Below are 15,078 nucleotides of genomic sequence, written 5' to 3' on the forward strand. Positions count from 1 at the left end.
ACCGGGAGAGGCCGACAGGGTGAGACCAGCACCGACCCCAGGCACGTATCCGGTCCGCTTCGGCACCGCCGAACTGCTCCGCGACGCCGACCGCTCCAACGCCTGGACGATCTCGGTCGACGGCGTGGCCCAGTCGCACGTCGACCTCGACGATCCCACGGATCTCGAGTTCGACTACATCCGCCGGATCGCCGACGTCGTCGATTGCCTCGGCGAAGGCCCGCTCGACGTGCTGCACGTCGGCGGAGCGGCCTGCACCCTCCCCCGCTACATCACGGCGACGCGGCCGCGCTCACGCCAGCTGGTCTTCGACGCCGACGGCGAACTCGTCGCGCTCGTCCGCGAGCAACTGGGCCTGAAGGGGCTGAAGGTCCGTGTCGGCGACGGCCGCGAAGGCGTCTCCGCGAGGTACGACGCTTCGGCCGACCTGATCATCGTGGACGCCTTCGAACGCGGCGTCCTGGCGGGCGGGCTCGCGACCGTGGAGTTCACGAACGAGGTCGCGCGTGTCCTCCGCCCGGCCGGAACCTATGTCGCCAACGTCTCCGACGGCCCGAACCTGCCCTTCCTCCGGCGGTTCCTGGCCACCCTGGCGACGTCGTTCCCGCATCTCGCCCTGCTCGCGGAACCGGGCGTTCTCCGAGGCCGCCGCTTCGGGAACATCGTGGTCGCCGCTTCCCGCGTCGAACTGCCGATCGGGGACCTGACGCGGCGGGCGGCGTCGTCCGCCTACCCGGCTCGCTGTATGGCGGCGGAGGATCTGCGGGAGCTCCAGGGGAAGGCGCGTCCCGTCTCGGACGCGGAAGCCCTGCCGTCGCCTGTGCCGCCGAAGGACGTCTTCGGGATCTTCTAGCCCCGGAAACGAAAGGGGATCCCGCGCACCCGTCAGAGCCTGCTTATCCTTGCTGCCTTCCGGCCCTGGGGAGGTTCACAAGATGGACGCCGCGCGGGATCCGGGGACCAGTGTAGTCACTCCCGCCCCGGCATGGAGGACAGTGGGGGGTATGAGCACTCCGACCTGGGAAGATGTCCTGAAGGCCGCCGAGGCCGTTCATCCGTTCGTGCGACGCACGCCGGTGTTGCGCGCCGAGGTCGACGGGCGGCCGCTCGTCCTCAAGCTGGAGCATCTGCAGCGGAGCGGGTCGTTCAAACTGCGGGGCGCGGTGAACGCGCTGGTGAGCGGACCGTTGCCGGAGCGGGTGCTGACGGCGTCCGGCGGCAACCACGGGCTGGGGTTGGCGACGGCGGCTTCGCTGCTGAATCTGCCCGCGACGGTGTACGTGCCGGAGTCCGCTCCGCAGGCGAAGACGGCTCGGATCGAGGCCACGGGCGCGAAGCTCATCCGTCACGGCGCGAAGGCGCTCGAAGCGGCCTCAGAGCCCGGTACGCGGTACCTGCACGCGTACGACGATCCCGCCGTCGTCGCCGGTCAGGGCACCGTCGCGGCCGAAGTGGTCGAGGACGCTCCGGACGTCGACGCGTTCCTCGTCGCGGTCGGCGGTGGCGGGCTGGTCGCCGGGACCTCGCTGGCCGGGGTGCCGACGTTCGCCGTCGAGCCCGAGCGGTGCCGGGCGCTCAACGCGGCGCTGGCAGCCGGCGCGCCGGTCGACGTGGAGATCGACTCGGTGGCGGCCTCCGCGCTGGGGGCGACCAGGATCGGGAGCGTCCCGTTCGAGGTACTCCAGGGCCGGGTGACGTCCGTACTGGTCAGCGACGCGGAACTGCTCGCCGCGCGGGACCGGCTGTGGGAGGAGTTCCGTCTCGCCGTCGAACCGGCCGCCGCGGTGCCGTTCGCCGCGTGGCTGGCCGGACGGACCGAAGGCGAGCTGCCCTGCGTCATCCTGTGCGGCGCGAACAGCGAGTGGACGCCCTGATCCCGCGTGATCCAGGCTGCATCAGACGGCATCAGGCGGCCCGGAACCGGACCCGGAACTCCGTCCGCCCCGGACGGCTGGCCACGGCGACCTGCCCGTCGTGGGCGGCGACCACGGCGGCGACGATGGCCAGCCCGAGGCCGGTGCTGCCCGCCGCCCGCGACCGTGAATCGTCGCCGCGGGCGAACCGTTCGAAGACGTCCGGGAGGATCTCCGGCGGGATCCCCGGCCCACCGTCGACAATGGACAGTGTCACCACGGAGTCCACTATGGACAACGACGTGGTGACCTCGGTGCCCGCCGGGGTGTGCGTGCGCGCGTTGCCCAGCAGGTTGATCACCACCTGGTGCAGCTGGTCCGCGTCGCCGAGGACGGTGATCGGTTCGGGCGGAACCTCCAGCAGCCACTTGTGTTCCGGCCCGGCGACATGCGCGTCGGCGACGGCGTCCGCGACCAGCCTGGAGAGATCGACCGGCTCGCGCACCACCGGACGGCCGGAATCGAGCCGCGCCAGCAGCAGCAGATCCTCCACCAGGCCGGTCATCCGGGTGGATTCCGATTCCACCCGGCCCATCGCGAACGCGATGTCCGGCGGCACCTCGGAACCGGACCGCCGGGTGAGTTCCGCGTAACCGCGGATGGCCGCGAGCGGTGTCCGCAGTTCATGACTGGCGTCCGCGACGAACCGGCGCACCCGGGTTTCACTGGCCTGGCGCGCCGACAGCGCGTGGGAGATGTGGCCGAGCATGCGGTTGAGCGCGAACCCGACCTTGCCGACCTCGGTCCGCGGATCCGTGTCCACTTCGGACACTCGTTCGGACAGCGCGACCTCGCCGCGGTCCAACGGGAGTTCCGCGACCCTGGTCGCGGTGGCGGCCAGCCGGTCGAGGGGTTTCATCGTGCGCCGGACGGTGACGGCGCCGAGCGCGCCCGCGAGCACGATGCCGCCGACGGCCACCCCGCCGAAGATGAAACCCAGGTTCCACAAGGTGTCCTTGACGTCCTTCGTGGGCAGGCCGGTGATCGCGATCCCGCCGCCGACCGTCGGTTTCGCCACCACGCGGTACTCCCCGAGCGAGCCGAGATCCACGCTCCTCGGCACGTCGGACGGCCGCTCCCGCAACAACGTGGCCACCTGGGACGGCGTGATCTCGTCGTGCGGGAACGGGTCCGTCACCTTGGCGTCGTAACTGGACCGCAGCACCGCCGCGAGCACCCGCCCGTCCGGGAGCACGGTCACGAACAACGAACCGGTGCTCTGCCCGTACGCGCGCAGCCCCTCCGGGACCCGGTCCCCGCCCGGCCGTCCCGGCGGCGGTGGACGGCTGGCGCGTTCGCTGGTCTCGGCGATCCGGGCGTCGAGCTGGTCCATCAGGAAGTCCCGCAACGCCAGTTCGGTCACCACGCCGACCACCAGGCAGACGAGCGCGAGCAGCCCCGCGACCTGGGCGATCAGCCGCCGTCGCAGGGACCAAGGCCGCCTAACCCGCCGGCTTGAGGACATATCCGGCGCCGCGCATCGTGTGGATCATCGGTTCCCTGTCGGCGTCGATCTTCTTGCGGAGATAGGAGATGTACAGCTCGACGATGTTGGCCTGGCCGCCGAAATCGTAGCTCCAGACCCGGTCGAGGATCTGCGCCTTCGACAGCACGCGCTTGGGATTGCGCATGAGGTAACGCAGCAGCTCGAACTCGGTGGCGGTCAACGGCACCAGCTCGCCGCCGCGATGCACCTCGCGGCTGTCCTCGTCCAGGGTCAGGTCGCCGACGACCAGCGTCGAACCGCTCGGCCCGGCGACCCCGCCCGCGCGCCGCAGCAGCGCGCGCAACCGCAGCGCGACCTCCTCCAGGCTGAACGGTTTGGTGACGTAGTCGTCGCCGCCCGCGGTGAGCCCGGCGATCCGGTCCTCCACCGCGTCCTTGGCGGTCAGGAACAGCACCGGCAGGTTCGGCACCTCGGATCGCAGGCGCCGCAACACTTCCAGGCCGTTCATATCGGGCAGCATCACGTCCAGCACCACCGCGTCCGGCCGGAACTCCCTGGCGACGCGGACCGCCTCCGTACCGTCGGCGGCGGTGCGGATGTCCCAGCCCTCCATGCGCAGGGCCATCGATACGAGTTCGGACAAGGTCGCCTCGTCGTCGACGACCAGCACCCGCACGGGGCTGCCGTCGGCACGGCGCAGGCCTGCCTTCGCGGAACCGGACGACGGGACGTTCACACTGGTCATGCTGTCATCCTCGGCGGCCCCGGTGAGCCTTCCCTGTGTCCCGCCTGTGCGTTTCCTGTGAACGATCACCCGGCCGAGTCACAGCGCGTCCCCACCGGCGGCACAGCTTCCGCACAGCGACGGCGCCGAGCATGGCCGCAACCGAGTCACACGGAGGCGACCAGATGACCGAACCGACCAAACCCGGCGAACCCGCGGGGCCCGCCGGGCCCGTGAGTGGGGAACCCGCGGCCTGGGGCGCGCCCCCGCCCGCCGATGCCCCCAAGAAGGCCTGGTCCGGCCGCAAGACCGCGGTCGCGGCCGGGGTGGCGGTGGTGATCGCGGCCGGTGGGGGTGCCGCGATCTGGGCCGGGACCGCCGCGAACGGCGCCGAACAGGCACAGGGCGGGATGATGGGCGGCCCTGGCGGCCGGATGGTCTTCGGCCCCGGCGGGGGTGTGCCGCGCGACGCGCTGCACGGGGACTTCGTCGTCTCCGACGGCAACGGCGGCTACCGCACCGAGCGGCTGCAGACCGGGGAGATCACCGAGATCAGCGCGACTTCCGTCAGCCTGACCAGCAAGGACGGCTACAAGCAGGTCTACACGCTCGACGCGTCGACCCGGAAGACCGGTGATCCCAAGACCGGCGAGACGGTGACCGTGACCGCCACGGTCACCGGGACCACCGCGACGGCGACGAGCATCGGCAAGCCGGGCCAGAACCAGCGCGGCCAGAACGGCGGCCAGCCGGGCCAGGGCCAACCAGGGCAGGGTGGCCGGCCGGGTCAGGACGGGCCTCCGTCCGGCTACTGACGCAGGGCGGCACGCAACGCGGCGGCCGTCTCGGCGGGTTCCTGCCCGGAGGTGTCGAGGACGACGCGGCCTCCGCCGGACCGCCGCGTCCTGGCCGCCTCGGTGATCGCGCGGGCGGCCACCCGGTCCCGTACGCCGGGTGGCGCGCCGCGTAGCTCGTCACCGGCCAGCAGCGCGGATTCGCCCTCGGCCCGGCGCCGGACGCGTTCGGTGAGCGTCGTGTCGTCCGCGTCGAGATGGACGACGTCGACCTCGTCGAAGACCCGCCGGTGCTCCGGAAGGAATTCCCGGGTGACGACGAGCAGCCGCCTCGCCCCGGCTTCGCGGTAGCCGCGCCAGAGGGCCGCGAGGTTCGCCGCCTCCAAAGCAGGATCCGGACCGGGCGAGACGAACCCGAGTTGCGCGAGATCGACGTAGGCGACCGGTTCCCCCTGCTCCCAGAACTCCCGCAGCACGGTCCACGCGGCCGTCGACTTGCCGACCGCGGTCGGTCCGGTCACCACGGTCACCGGACCTGGCCGCGGTTCCACGCCCTGGGGCGGCAGAACCGGTCCGTCCTCCACGACACAACGACGGAACAGGGCTTCCACGGTCTCCTCGGGCCGCTGCCCGGTCGTGTCCAGCTCTTCCCCGAAACCGGTGCGGTCGTAGGCGTCCGCCACCGCGAGGAGGTCCGGCAGCGCGGTCGCGGGCGAACCACGGCCGAGGAAACGGCTCCGGAGTTCGTCTCGGTCGCACGTCAGCCGGACGAGCGTGAGGTCGAAGTCGCGGCCCTCGAACTCCCGCTCGACGCCGTTCTCGGGGTCCACCACTCCGGACACGACGATCTGCCTGGTGCCCCGGTGGCGCAGGATTTCCAGCACCCGCAGGAGATTGGCCGCCTTGATCGCGTGCGAGGCCTCGCCCCCGCCGGGTGGCGGGCCGATGAGGCCGAGCTGATCGATGTCGACGTAGGCGACGTTGCCGCCCGCTTCCACGGCGCGGGTGTACAAACCCCAAGCGGTGGTCGATTTCCCCGCCCCCGGTGCCCCCGTCGTCCAGAGCACGGGCGTCTTCGTGTTTCCCATCGCTTTGGATCTTAGGAACCCGTGTCCACCGGATTTAGGGCAGAGTTGGGCGGGTGCGGGACATCAGTGGTTCGCTGGCGAGACAGGCGTGGGCGGTCGCGGCCGTCTGCCTGGTCTGCGACGCGGGGCTGTATCTCATCGCCGGGCCGCCGCTCCGCCTCGGCTGGCAGTCGTGGGTGGTCCTGCTCGGCGGGATCCTCGCCAACGCCGCGCTCGCCGGGCCGTCACGGTATTCCGGCTGGGTTTCGGCCGCGCACGCCGTGCTGCTCATCGCCGCACCGCTCCTGCTGTTCCCCTACGACCACTACCTGCAGGCCACCAACGCGGGCGTCCTGATCGCGGGATACCGCGCGGGCGCGTGGCTCTCGGCCAAACCCGCGCTGGCCGCGCTCGGCGCCATGCTCGCCGGGCTCTTCGCCTGCAACCTGATCCCGGTCGACCGGGGCGACCGGGACTGGCGGCTGCTGATCATCGACGTCGGCGTGAGCGGGCTGCTGCCGTGGATGGTCGGCCGCTACACGACCGCGCGGCGCGCGTACATCGCCGATCTCCAGCGGGCGGAGGAACAGCGGCGGCAGCACGAAGCCGAGGCGGTACGGCGTGCCGTCACCGAGGAACGCACGACGATCGCCCGCGACCTGCACGACGTGATCTCCCACCACGTCAGCGCGATCGGCGTGCACGCCGGTGCCGCGCGGCTCGGCCTGCCGGACGGCGAACCCGCCGTGCGCCGTTCGCTCTCCGCCGTCGAATCGTCGAGCCGGGCCGCGATGGCGGATCTCCGGCGGCTGCTGGATCTGTTGCACGGCAAGGAGAACGGGGACGCGCAGCGGCAGCCGGGGTTGGACAACCTCGACGAGCTGCTCGACAACCTCCGTACCGCCGGGCTGCCCGCGCGGCTGACCAGTCACGGCGGGCCACGGGAACTGCCGGGCTCGGTGAACGTCGCGCTGTACCGCATCGCGCAGGAGGCGCTGACGAACGCGCTCCGGCACGGCTCCGGCGGAACCGTGGAGATCGACCTCGCCTACCGGCAGACGGAAGTCGTCCTCGCCGTCACGAACGAGATCGGCGGCCCGGGCCGGAGTTCGCCCGCCGAGTCGACGAAACGCGGTCTCGCCGGGATCAGGCAGCGGGTCGCGTTGTTCGGCGGGCAGGCGGAATGCGGACCGCTCGACGACGGGCGGCGTTGGCGGGTTCGAGTAGGTTTTCCCTTGGAGGCGCAGTGATCCGGGTTCTGCTGGCGGACGACCACGCGATGTTCCGGTCCGGGATGCGCGCGGTACTGGACACCCAGGCGGATTTCACCTGCGTCGGCGAGGCGGCGGACGGGCGCGAGGCCGTCGCGCAGGCGGCCGCGCTGCGCCCGGACGTCGCGGTGCTCGACGTCCGGATGCCCAAATTGGACGGTCTGGCCGCGACCGAGGCGATCATGTCCGCGCCGGGGAACGACACCCGCGTCCTCGTGCTGACGACCTACGACTCCGACGAGTACGTCTACCGCGCGCTGCGGGCCGGGGCGAGCGGGTTCCTGTTGAAGAGCCTCGCGCCCGAAGAACTCGTCTCCGCCATGCGGGTGGCCGCGCGCGGCGACGCGCTGATCGATCCGACGGTGACCCGGCGGCTGGTTTCGACCTTCGCCACCAGCATCGAACCCGCGGCCGCCGAACCGGCGGAACTGGAACGGCTCACCTCACGCGAACGCGAGGTCCTGATGCTGGTCGCCGACGCCTCCAGCAACGCGGAGATCGCCGCGCATCTGCACGTGGGCGAGGAGACGGTGAAGACCCACGTTTCCCGGATCCTGGCGAAGCTCGGCCTGCGGGACAGGGTGCACGCCGTCGTCTACGCCTACCGGAACGGTCTGGTCGGCGGCCGGTGATCGGTTCGCCGCCCGAGGCTCGCGGTGCCAGAATCGGCGGTGTACACGTCGAGGCGGGGAGCTGCGGATGAAACGCTGGGTCACGCTCACGATCGGACTGGTCTTCCTGCTGGTGGGCGGGGTTTGGGTGCTCCAGGGCGCCGGCGTGCTGACCGGCAGCTTCATGACCGGGCAGAAACTGTGGTTCCTGATCGGGCTCGTCGCGTTCCTGGTCGGGGTGGTGCTGGTGGCGGCCACCGCCCGCCGCACCCGGCGGGCGCCCTCGGACGACCGCTCGTAGGCGACGGCGCCGGGCTGCGCGAGGTGTCTCGAAGGGGCCCTTTGAGACGTTCAGCGTCTCAAAGGGGGCCTTCAGGACGCTGCCGCGAGGAGCGGGCCGGGGTGGTCGTGAGTGGTATGTCAGCCGCGAGAGGGTCGCGAGCGCCAAGCTTGAGACGCTGAGCGTCCCAGGCGAGGCGCAGGAGACATCCGCGCTCCTCATCACTCACGACCCACGCACTCTGCGGCCGATTACGGGGCAGGCTGACTCAGCGGAGCTTGAAGATCGGGTAGCCGGGCGCGATCTCCAGCAGCTTTTCGTCGGACGCCTTCGCGTCGACACCGTCGAAGAACACGCCGACCTCGAACTTCCAGCGCTTGAGGTAGGCGCGCAGGATCTCGGGCTTCTCCTCGTCGGCGAGTTCGGTGTAGGTGAACGTCTCGGTGCGGCGTCCGACGGTGAGCTGCCCTTCTTCCGCCACGCGCAGGTTCCGCACCCACTGCGTGACGCCGCGCGGAGCGACCAGGTAGCGCTCGCCGTCCAGCTTCAGCAGGTTGACCGGGACCGAGCGGAGTTCGCCGCTCTTGCGGCCGCGGACCGAGAGGACCCGGCTGCCCAGGACGCTGACGCCGAGCTTCGTCAGCTTGAGCACGAACTCGTTGAACACGGTCGTCGACTTGGCGGGCTTGATGTAGCGGGCTGCGGTGTTCATCTCGGCTCCTGAGGCTTCGGGAGAGCACTGCTCTCTGTTAAGAGCAGTGAACACCAGTGCATCGCACCGTGTCAAGAGCAGTGCTCTCATTTAAGCGCGATGCTCTACTATGAGAGCGTGCCTGCCACCCAGACCGCACGTGAACGCGCCCGTGCCGAGCTCACCCGTGAGATCAAGGACGAAGCCCGCCGCCAGCTCGCCGAAGTCGGCGCGCTCGGCCTGTCACTCCGCGCCGTCGCGCGCGAACTCGGCATGGTCTCTTCGGCGCTCTACCGGTACTTCTCCAGCCGGGAGCAGCTGCTGACCGCCCTGATCGTCGACGCCTACAACGCCGTCGGTGAAGCCGCGGAGGCCGCCGACGACCCCGAGAAGCCCTCGCTGGAACGGTGGACGTCGATCTGGCACGCGGTCCGCGACTGGGCGAAGGCGCACCCGCACGAGTACGCGCTGATCTACGGTTCCCCGATCCCCGGCTACCAGGCCCCGCAGGACACCGTCGCGCCGGCAGGCCGGGTGGCGTTCGCCCTCGTCGCGGTCCTGCGCGACGCGAATCTGCGTGTCGAGACCGAGGTCGGCGAGATGCCCGTCGAGCTACTGCACCAGCTCGACGCCGTCACAGAGATCCTCAGCATCAACCTGGGCCCGGAGACGACCTCCCGGCTGATCATGGCCTGGACCCAGCTGTTCGGGATGATCAACTTCGAGCTGTTCGGCCAGTACGTCGGCTCCGTCGACCCTTCGGACGCCTTCTTCGCGCACGGGATCCGTCAGATGGCCGAGTTCACCGGGATCAGGATGACCGGCTGAGCGCGGTCCACGACCGCATCAGCAGCTGGACGGCGTCCACCACGTCCTCGTCGCCGGTCCCCTCGGGACTGAGGAAGCGCTGCAGCAGGAGACCGTCCTCGAGCGCGTGCAGGATCAGCGCGAGGAAGGCCGGGGCGGCGGGCGGTTCCGCGCCGCGGGCGGCGAGTTCGGTCTTGACCGAGGTCTCCAGCAGTGCCCTTGTCGACTTCTCGCCTTCGCCGACGAGCGGACGCGCTTCGGGATTGCGCAGGGCGTAAAGGGCCAGCTCGGTGCGCAGGATCAGCCAGCCTTCGAGATGTTCGGCGCGTTCGACGTTCCACGCGCGCAGCCGGTCCATCATCTCGGCGAACGAGCCGACGCCCTCAGCCAGCGCGGCCACCTCCTCGGCCTCACGCCGGGTCCGGCGGCGCAGCAGTTCGACGACCAGCTCGTGCTTGCCGTCGAAGTTGCCGTAGAAGGCACCGCGTGTGAACCCGGCCCGTTCCGCGATCTGCTCGACCGACGTGCCGTTGACCCCGCGTTCGGCGAACAGCTCCGCGGCCGCCGCGATCAGGCGCTGCCTGGTCTGCTCGCGGCTTTCCTCCCGCGTCAAGCGCTTCGCCATCACAGGGCGATCTTAGAACCGGGCGGGAAAACGTCCTCAGAGGTTGCGGCTGGTCTTCCGGCCGGTCAGCCACACCCCGCCCGCGAGGACGGCGGAGGCGACCACGACGGCCAAGACGGCGAGCGGCCACAGCGCCTGGCTCGCGAAGAAGGCGGCGACGGCGCCGAAGAGCACGGCGACGAGAAGCAACGGGGTGGTCCGGACGGTCGCGGCGGCGGGGACGGTGGTCATGGGAGGTTTCCCTTCGGGCGTGGTGCGCGGAACACTCGGTTTTCGCGGAGGAGACCGCGCCGGCTCGGTGGCCTTACGCCGAGTGGGGCACGGATCACCCTTCCGGGCGAGATACCCACGTGGCGGCTAACGTCACGCCGGGGACGACATCGAGGGAAAGGCGGCTCGCGGTGGAGAAGTGGGCGGAGCAGGTCGGCAGGATCCGGGTCATCGGAACCGGGGTGATGGGCCGCGGCATCGTCCAGCTCGCCGTGACGGCAGGGCTAGAAGTCGAGCTCGCCGACGCCCAGCCCGAAGCCGTCGAAAAGGCCATCGACCACGTCGGCGCGATGCTCGGCAAACTCGCCTCGAAGGGCAAGATCACCGAGGACGCCGCCGCGTCCGCGAAGGAGCGGCTGATCGCGGTCGCCGATCCGCTGGCCCCCGCCGACGGCGTCGACCTCGTCGTCGAAGCGGTCCGCGAGGATCTGGAGATCAAACGCGCGCTGTTCGCCGGGCTGGAACGCGTCTGCGGCCCGGGCACCGTGTTCGCCACCAACACCAGTTCGCTTTCGGTCACCGAGATCGCCGCCGCGCTGACCGATCCCGGCAGGCTGCTCGGGCTCCACTTCTTCAACCCGGTCCCGCTGATGCGGCTGGTCGAGATCGTGCCCGGCGCCCGGACCGCCGCGTGGCTGCCGCCCGCGATGACCGAACTCGTCCGCGGCTGGGGGCACGAACCCGTCCTCGCCCGCGACGCCCCCGGTTTCCTCGTCAACCACGCCGGCCGCGGACTGGGCACCGAGGCGCTGCAGATCCTCGCCGAAGGAATCGCGAGCCCGGCCGAAGTCGACCGCGTCGCGCGGGACGTGCTCGGCCTGAAACTCGGCCCGTTCGAACTGCTCGACCTCACCGGCCTCGACGTCTCGCACGCGGTGCTGGAAAGCATCTGGAGCGGCTTCCACGGCGAGCCGAGGCTGCGGCCGTCGTGGCTGACGCGCCCCCGCGTCGCCGCCGGGCTGTTCGGGCGCAAGAACGGCGAGGGCTTCTACCGCTACGTCGACGGCGCGCAGGAGACCGAGCCGGAGCCGGTGGCGCCGGAAGCGCCCACGACGCCGGTGTGGGTCGAGGACGAACGCCTCGGCACGCTCCTGTCGTCGGCGGGGATCCAGGTCGTGCACACGGCCTACCCGGACACCGTCCTGATCGTCAGCCCGATCGGTTCGTCCACTGTGGACGCCGCGTTGGCCGCGGGTCTTCCGGCGGAGCGGGTCGTCGGGGTCGATCCTTTGGGCGGTTACGGGAAACGGCTGACACTGTCCGTCCACCCCGCCCTCGACCCGGCCGCCGGCCGCACCGCCTGGGGCGCGCTCGCCGCGACCGGGCTGCCGGTGACCGTCGTCCGTGACGGCCCCGCGCCGATCGCGCAGCGGCTGCTGGCGTCGATCGTCAACACCGCCTGCTTCATCGCCGGACAACGGCTCGCGACGCCGGAGGACATCGACACCGCCGTCCGGCTCGGCCTCGGCTACCCGCGCGGGCCGCTGGCCTGGGGCCAGGAGGCGGGCGCGGAACTCATCCTGCGGGTCCTGCGCGGACTCGTCGCGAGCACCGGCGACCAGCGCTACCGGCCGAGCGGCTGGCTCACCGAACGCGTCGCGCTCGGCCTTCCGCTCACCTCGGCGGGCACCTCCCCGGCCGACCTGCTCTGACCCCTCGCCCTCCGGCCCGCCCGCGTTTCGTAATAAGGGCGAAGGCCCCCTTCCCCGGGCTGAGCCGGGGGAAGAGGGCCTTCGGGTAGGTGCCCGGTTACCAGCGGCGGTCGGTCACCGCACCGTTGGACGCGTTCCAGAAGACGTAACCGCCCTGGAAGTTGTTCTGCCGTCCACCGGTGACCGCGAACTCGTCGGTCGTCGGATATCGCAGGTACCCGGCCTCCCACTTGAGCGCCTCCCAGCGCTGCCGGATGGCACCCCAGACCCCGTGCGCGTCGGTCTGCATCGTCCAGTAGATCGAGCCGGCCTTCGTGAAGTGGACGTACCGGCCGATGCCGTCCGGCGTCGTCGCCTCCTCCATGGTCGGGTACCCCATGGGCCCGGCTTCCCAGCCGAGCGCTTCCCACCGGACGCGGATCCGTCCCCAGATCGCGCGCGCGTCGGTCTGCACCGTGTAGTAGATCGACGCGTTCTTGCTGAAGTGGTTGTACCGGCCGATGCCGTCGGGGGTGACGTGCTCGTCCGTGGTCGGGTAGCCGAGCTCACCGGCCTCCGCGCCCAGCGCCTTCCACTTCACCCGGATCCGGCCGAACACCGGATGCGCACCCGTGTTCACCGTGTAGTAGATCGACGACTGCATCTTGCCGGGCCACAGCGGGAAGTCGTTGTAGCGCCCCGTGGTGTCCGGTGTGGTCATCTCGTCGGTCGCGGGCGGGCCGAACTCCCTGTGGCCGCCGAGGGCGAGGTACTTCTTGAGGATCTCGCCCTCGATCTGCTTGACGCCCGTTTCCTTCGACCAGTACAGCCGCCCGCGTTCGTAAGTACGGAAGCGGACCGTGCCGTCGACAGCCTCGGGCGCGGTCGGCGCGCCGAGTCGTTGCGCCAGCGCGGGTTCGTCGCGGTAGCGCTTGTCGATCGGGGTGATGTAGTTCGCCGTGATCGTCTGGTCGGTGGTGCCCACGGTGATCTTGGTCAGCCGGTCGGTGGCCCCGTTGGACCAGCCGGTGAAGGTCGACGAACCGTCCGAAGCGACCTCCGCCGCCTGGATCTCGATGACCGCACCCTCGACCACCATCGCCGAGGCGGCGCCGCCTTCCGGCGTGATGCCGAGCGCCGCGGCGACGTTGCTGGTCAGCGTGAGCCGGTGCTCGCGCGGCTTCGCGATGTAGGTCTTCGAGACCGTGACACCGGCGCTGTCGGTCGCCGACGCGGTGAACTCCAGGGTGGAGTCCGTGTGGTCGGTGAACGGCATGGTGAACTCGGGGCCGGTGGCGCCGTGGTCCGGATGCGCGTGGCAGACCGCGTTCTCCGGGCAGTGCCGGATCAACGTGGTCCAGGTGACCGGCAGGGCGCCGTCCTCGGCGTCGGTGACCGTCGCGCCGACCTTGACCTCCTCGCCGACCGCGAACAGCCGGTCAGCGGGATCGGTCATGGTCAGCTTCGGCGAGTGGTTCCCTGGAGCCACGGCGATCTGCGTGCTCCCGGACGCCTGCAGGCCGTCCTTCACCGTCAGTTTGGCGGTGAACTTCTCGACGCCCTCCGGGTAGGTGTGGCTGACCTTCGCCCCGGTGCCGGTCTTGCCGTCACCGAAGTCCCACTCGTAGGTCAGCGGGTCGTTGTCGAAGTCGTACGAAGCGGTGCCGTCGAACGAAACCGTGCGGGTCTCGGCGTTCGTCTCCGAGGTGGCCACCGCGACCGGCTCCTTGTTCCCGGTGGTGTAGCTGAGCCGTCGCAGCAGACCGCTGTTGAGGTCGGCGAAGACGATGTCACCGTTGGCCGCGGCCGCGAACTTGACCGGACCGCCGATGCCGGTGAACTTCGGCGGCGTCTCCTGCGGGCGGACGATCCGGCCCTGGGTGTCGTACTTGACGGTCCACAGCTTCTCCGTGGCGTAGTCGCCGAAGAAGTAGGCGCCCCGGTACTCCTCCGGGTAGGACTCTCCATTGTAGACAATGCCGGCGGTGATGCTGTTGCCGTTGTCGATGCCCGTGCCGTGGCGGACCGCCAGCATCGGCGGCGTGTTCACCGCCGAAGCGCACGGCGCCATCGTGGAGAAACCGTCGGCGGGCTGGTTGCCCTCGAAACAGGGCCAGCCGTGGTCCGCGCCCTTCTGGACGAAGTTGAGCTCTTCCCAGGTGCCCCAGCCGACGTCGCCGACCACCGGGAGGCCGGTGGCCGCGTCGAGGGTGAACCGGAACGGGCTGCGGAAGCCGCTCGCGAAGACCTTCGAGCGCAGGGAGTTCGGGTTCGCGGCGGTGTAGTAGGGGTTGTCCGGCACGCCGGCGCCGTCCGCGGTCACGTGGAAGATCTTGCCGAAGATCTTGTCGAGGTCGCGCACGTTGAGCGCGAACGGGTCGGCCTGCCCCTGGAACTCGGAGCTGTCGCCGGTCGAGACCCACACCGTGCCGTCGGGGGCGGCGACGATACCGGTCATACCGTGGATGTCGGTTCTGCCGACCCCCTCGACGAGCACCTTCTCCGCGGTCAGGCCGGTCGGCTGCCCGGTGCCGGACACCGTCCAGCGTGAGGCGCGCATGACGAACCCGCCGCCCGCGATGTCGACCGCGCGGGCGGTGTAGATCGTGCGGGAGGTCGCGAAGTCGGGCGCGATGGCGATCCCGACCAGGCCGAGGTCGCCGCTGCTGCGGACGGGCAGGTTGGCGATGGTCTGGACCTCGCCGGTGGTGGACACCCAGGCGACCTTGCCCTTCTTGCCGGCGGTCAGGATCGAGCCGTCCGGCAGGTAGGCGAAGTCGGTCAGATCCAGAACGGCCTGGCCGCTCGGCTGGTCACGAAGGACGAAGCCGGGCGGCAGCACGGGTGCCGCGGACGCCGATGTGGACGTCAACGGCACCAGCAAGGTCACTATCAGCAACGTCACGAGGGCGTGACAGAGCGCACGGATTCTCGAAGGCATGCAGAG

General features: G+C 70.6%; 15 protein-coding genes and 1 other RNA gene. 8 read left to right on the forward strand and 8 right to left on the reverse strand.

Translation table 11 applies throughout. The features are described 5' to 3' along the window. The first annotated feature begins 19 nt into the window (after positions 1-19). Positions 20-853 carry a spermidine synthase gene (locus tag L324_RS37600; protein WP_037320305.1) on the forward strand — a complete coding sequence of 278 codons (834 nt, stop codon included), beginning with the start codon at positions 20-22 and terminating at the stop codon, positions 851-853. A gap of 10 nt (positions 854-863) precedes the next feature. Here the strand turns inward: L324_RS37600 and ffs are convergent. Next, positions 864-958: signal recognition particle sRNA small type (gene ffs / locus L324_RS41195), an RNA gene on the reverse strand. Positions 959-1,004: 46 nt separating this feature from the next. Here ffs and L324_RS37605 point away from each other — a divergent pair. After that, positions 1,005-1,874, forward strand: coding sequence for a serine/threonine dehydratase (locus tag L324_RS37605; protein WP_037320307.1), 870 nt, complete (start codon positions 1,005-1,007; stop codon positions 1,872-1,874). A gap of 31 nt (positions 1,875-1,905) precedes the next feature. On the opposite strand, the gene L324_RS37610 is transcribed toward L324_RS37605, so the two are convergent. Both L324_RS37610 and L324_RS37615 read right to left on the reverse strand, forming a co-directional pair. Further along, entirely contained in the window at positions 1,906-3,378 is a 1,473-nt protein-coding gene (locus L324_RS37610) for a sensor histidine kinase (protein WP_037320309.1), read from the reverse strand. Next, the gene (locus L324_RS37615) at positions 3,356-4,105 is read right to left on the reverse strand and encodes a response regulator transcription factor (RefSeq protein WP_037320311.1); all 750 of its coding nucleotides are present in this window, start codon (positions 4,103-4,105) and stop codon (positions 3,356-3,358) included. The genes L324_RS37610 and L324_RS37615 overlap by 23 nt, the downstream gene beginning before the upstream one ends. A gap of 164 nt (positions 4,106-4,269) precedes the next feature. On the opposite strand from L324_RS37615, the gene L324_RS37620 reads away from it, so the two are divergent. Then, positions 4,270-4,899: a hypothetical protein gene (locus L324_RS37620; RefSeq protein WP_152547119.1), complete on the forward strand. Its 630-nt coding sequence runs from the start codon at positions 4,270-4,272 to the stop codon at positions 4,897-4,899. Here L324_RS37620 and L324_RS37625 read toward each other — a convergent pair. After that, positions 4,893-5,966 carry a hypothetical protein gene (locus L324_RS37625; RefSeq protein WP_037320313.1) on the reverse strand — a complete coding sequence of 358 codons (1,074 nt, stop codon included), beginning with the start codon at positions 5,964-5,966 and terminating at the stop codon, positions 4,893-4,895. The genes L324_RS37620 and L324_RS37625 overlap by 7 nt on opposite strands. Before the next feature lie 53 nt (positions 5,967-6,019). Here L324_RS37625 and L324_RS37630 point away from each other — a divergent pair, with 53 nt between their 5' ends. The 3 genes from L324_RS37630 (at position 6,020) to L324_RS37640 (ending at position 8,128) form a co-directional block, all read left to right on the forward strand. Further along, the gene (locus L324_RS37630; RefSeq protein WP_037320315.1) at positions 6,020-7,195 is read left to right on the forward strand and encodes a sensor histidine kinase; all 1,176 of its coding nucleotides are present in this window, start codon (positions 6,020-6,022) and stop codon (positions 7,193-7,195) included. After that, a complete protein-coding gene (locus tag L324_RS37635; RefSeq protein ID WP_037320317.1) occupies positions 7,192-7,848 on the forward strand; it encodes a response regulator in 657 nt (218 codons plus the stop codon). The genes L324_RS37630 and L324_RS37635 overlap by 4 nt, the downstream gene beginning before the upstream one ends. A 67-nt stretch (positions 7,849-7,915) precedes the next feature. Continuing rightward, complete coding sequence (locus L324_RS37640) at positions 7,916-8,128, forward strand: hypothetical protein (protein WP_037320320.1); 213 nt, start codon at positions 7,916-7,918, stop codon at positions 8,126-8,128. Between the two features lie 247 nt (positions 8,129-8,375). On the opposite strand, the gene L324_RS37645 is transcribed toward L324_RS37640, so the two are convergent. Further along, positions 8,376-8,819: a nitroreductase/quinone reductase family protein gene (locus tag L324_RS37645; RefSeq protein ID WP_037320322.1), complete on the reverse strand. Its 444-nt coding sequence runs from the start codon at positions 8,817-8,819 to the stop codon at positions 8,376-8,378. Between the two features lie 99 nt (positions 8,820-8,918). Here L324_RS37645 and L324_RS37650 point away from each other — a divergent pair, with 99 nt between their 5' ends. Further along, positions 8,919-9,626, forward strand: a complete 708-nt coding sequence (locus L324_RS37650) for a TetR/AcrR family transcriptional regulator (RefSeq protein ID WP_152547120.1) — start codon at positions 8,919-8,921, stop codon at positions 9,624-9,626. Here L324_RS37650 and L324_RS37655 read toward each other — a convergent pair. Next, the gene (locus L324_RS37655; RefSeq protein WP_081736597.1) at positions 9,610-10,233 is read right to left on the reverse strand and encodes a TetR/AcrR family transcriptional regulator; all 624 of its coding nucleotides are present in this window, start codon (positions 10,231-10,233) and stop codon (positions 9,610-9,612) included. The genes L324_RS37650 and L324_RS37655 overlap by 17 nt on opposite strands. A gap of 33 nt (positions 10,234-10,266) precedes the next feature. After that, positions 10,267-10,461, reverse strand: coding sequence for a hypothetical protein (locus tag L324_RS37660; RefSeq protein WP_037320326.1), 195 nt, complete (start codon positions 10,459-10,461; stop codon positions 10,267-10,269). A gap of 170 nt (positions 10,462-10,631) precedes the next feature. On the opposite strand from L324_RS37660, the gene L324_RS37665 reads away from it, so the two are divergent. Then, on the forward strand, positions 10,632-12,152 hold the full coding sequence (locus L324_RS37665; RefSeq protein ID WP_037320328.1) for a 3-hydroxyacyl-CoA dehydrogenase: 1,521 nt from the start codon (positions 10,632-10,634) through the stop codon (positions 12,150-12,152). A gap of 97 nt (positions 12,153-12,249) precedes the next feature. Here L324_RS37665 and L324_RS37670 read toward each other — a convergent pair whose 3' ends face one another. Beyond that, positions 12,250-15,072 carry a PQQ-dependent sugar dehydrogenase gene (locus L324_RS37670; protein ID WP_037320330.1) on the reverse strand — a complete coding sequence of 941 codons (2,823 nt, stop codon included), beginning with the start codon at positions 15,070-15,072 and terminating at the stop codon, positions 12,250-12,252. Positions 15,073-15,078 lie beyond the last annotated feature (6 nt).

This window comes from Amycolatopsis orientalis DSM 40040 = KCTC 9412 (assembly GCF_000478275.1).
In the GTDB taxonomy this organism is placed as follows: domain Bacteria; phylum Actinomycetota; class Actinomycetes; order Mycobacteriales; family Pseudonocardiaceae; genus Amycolatopsis; species Amycolatopsis orientalis.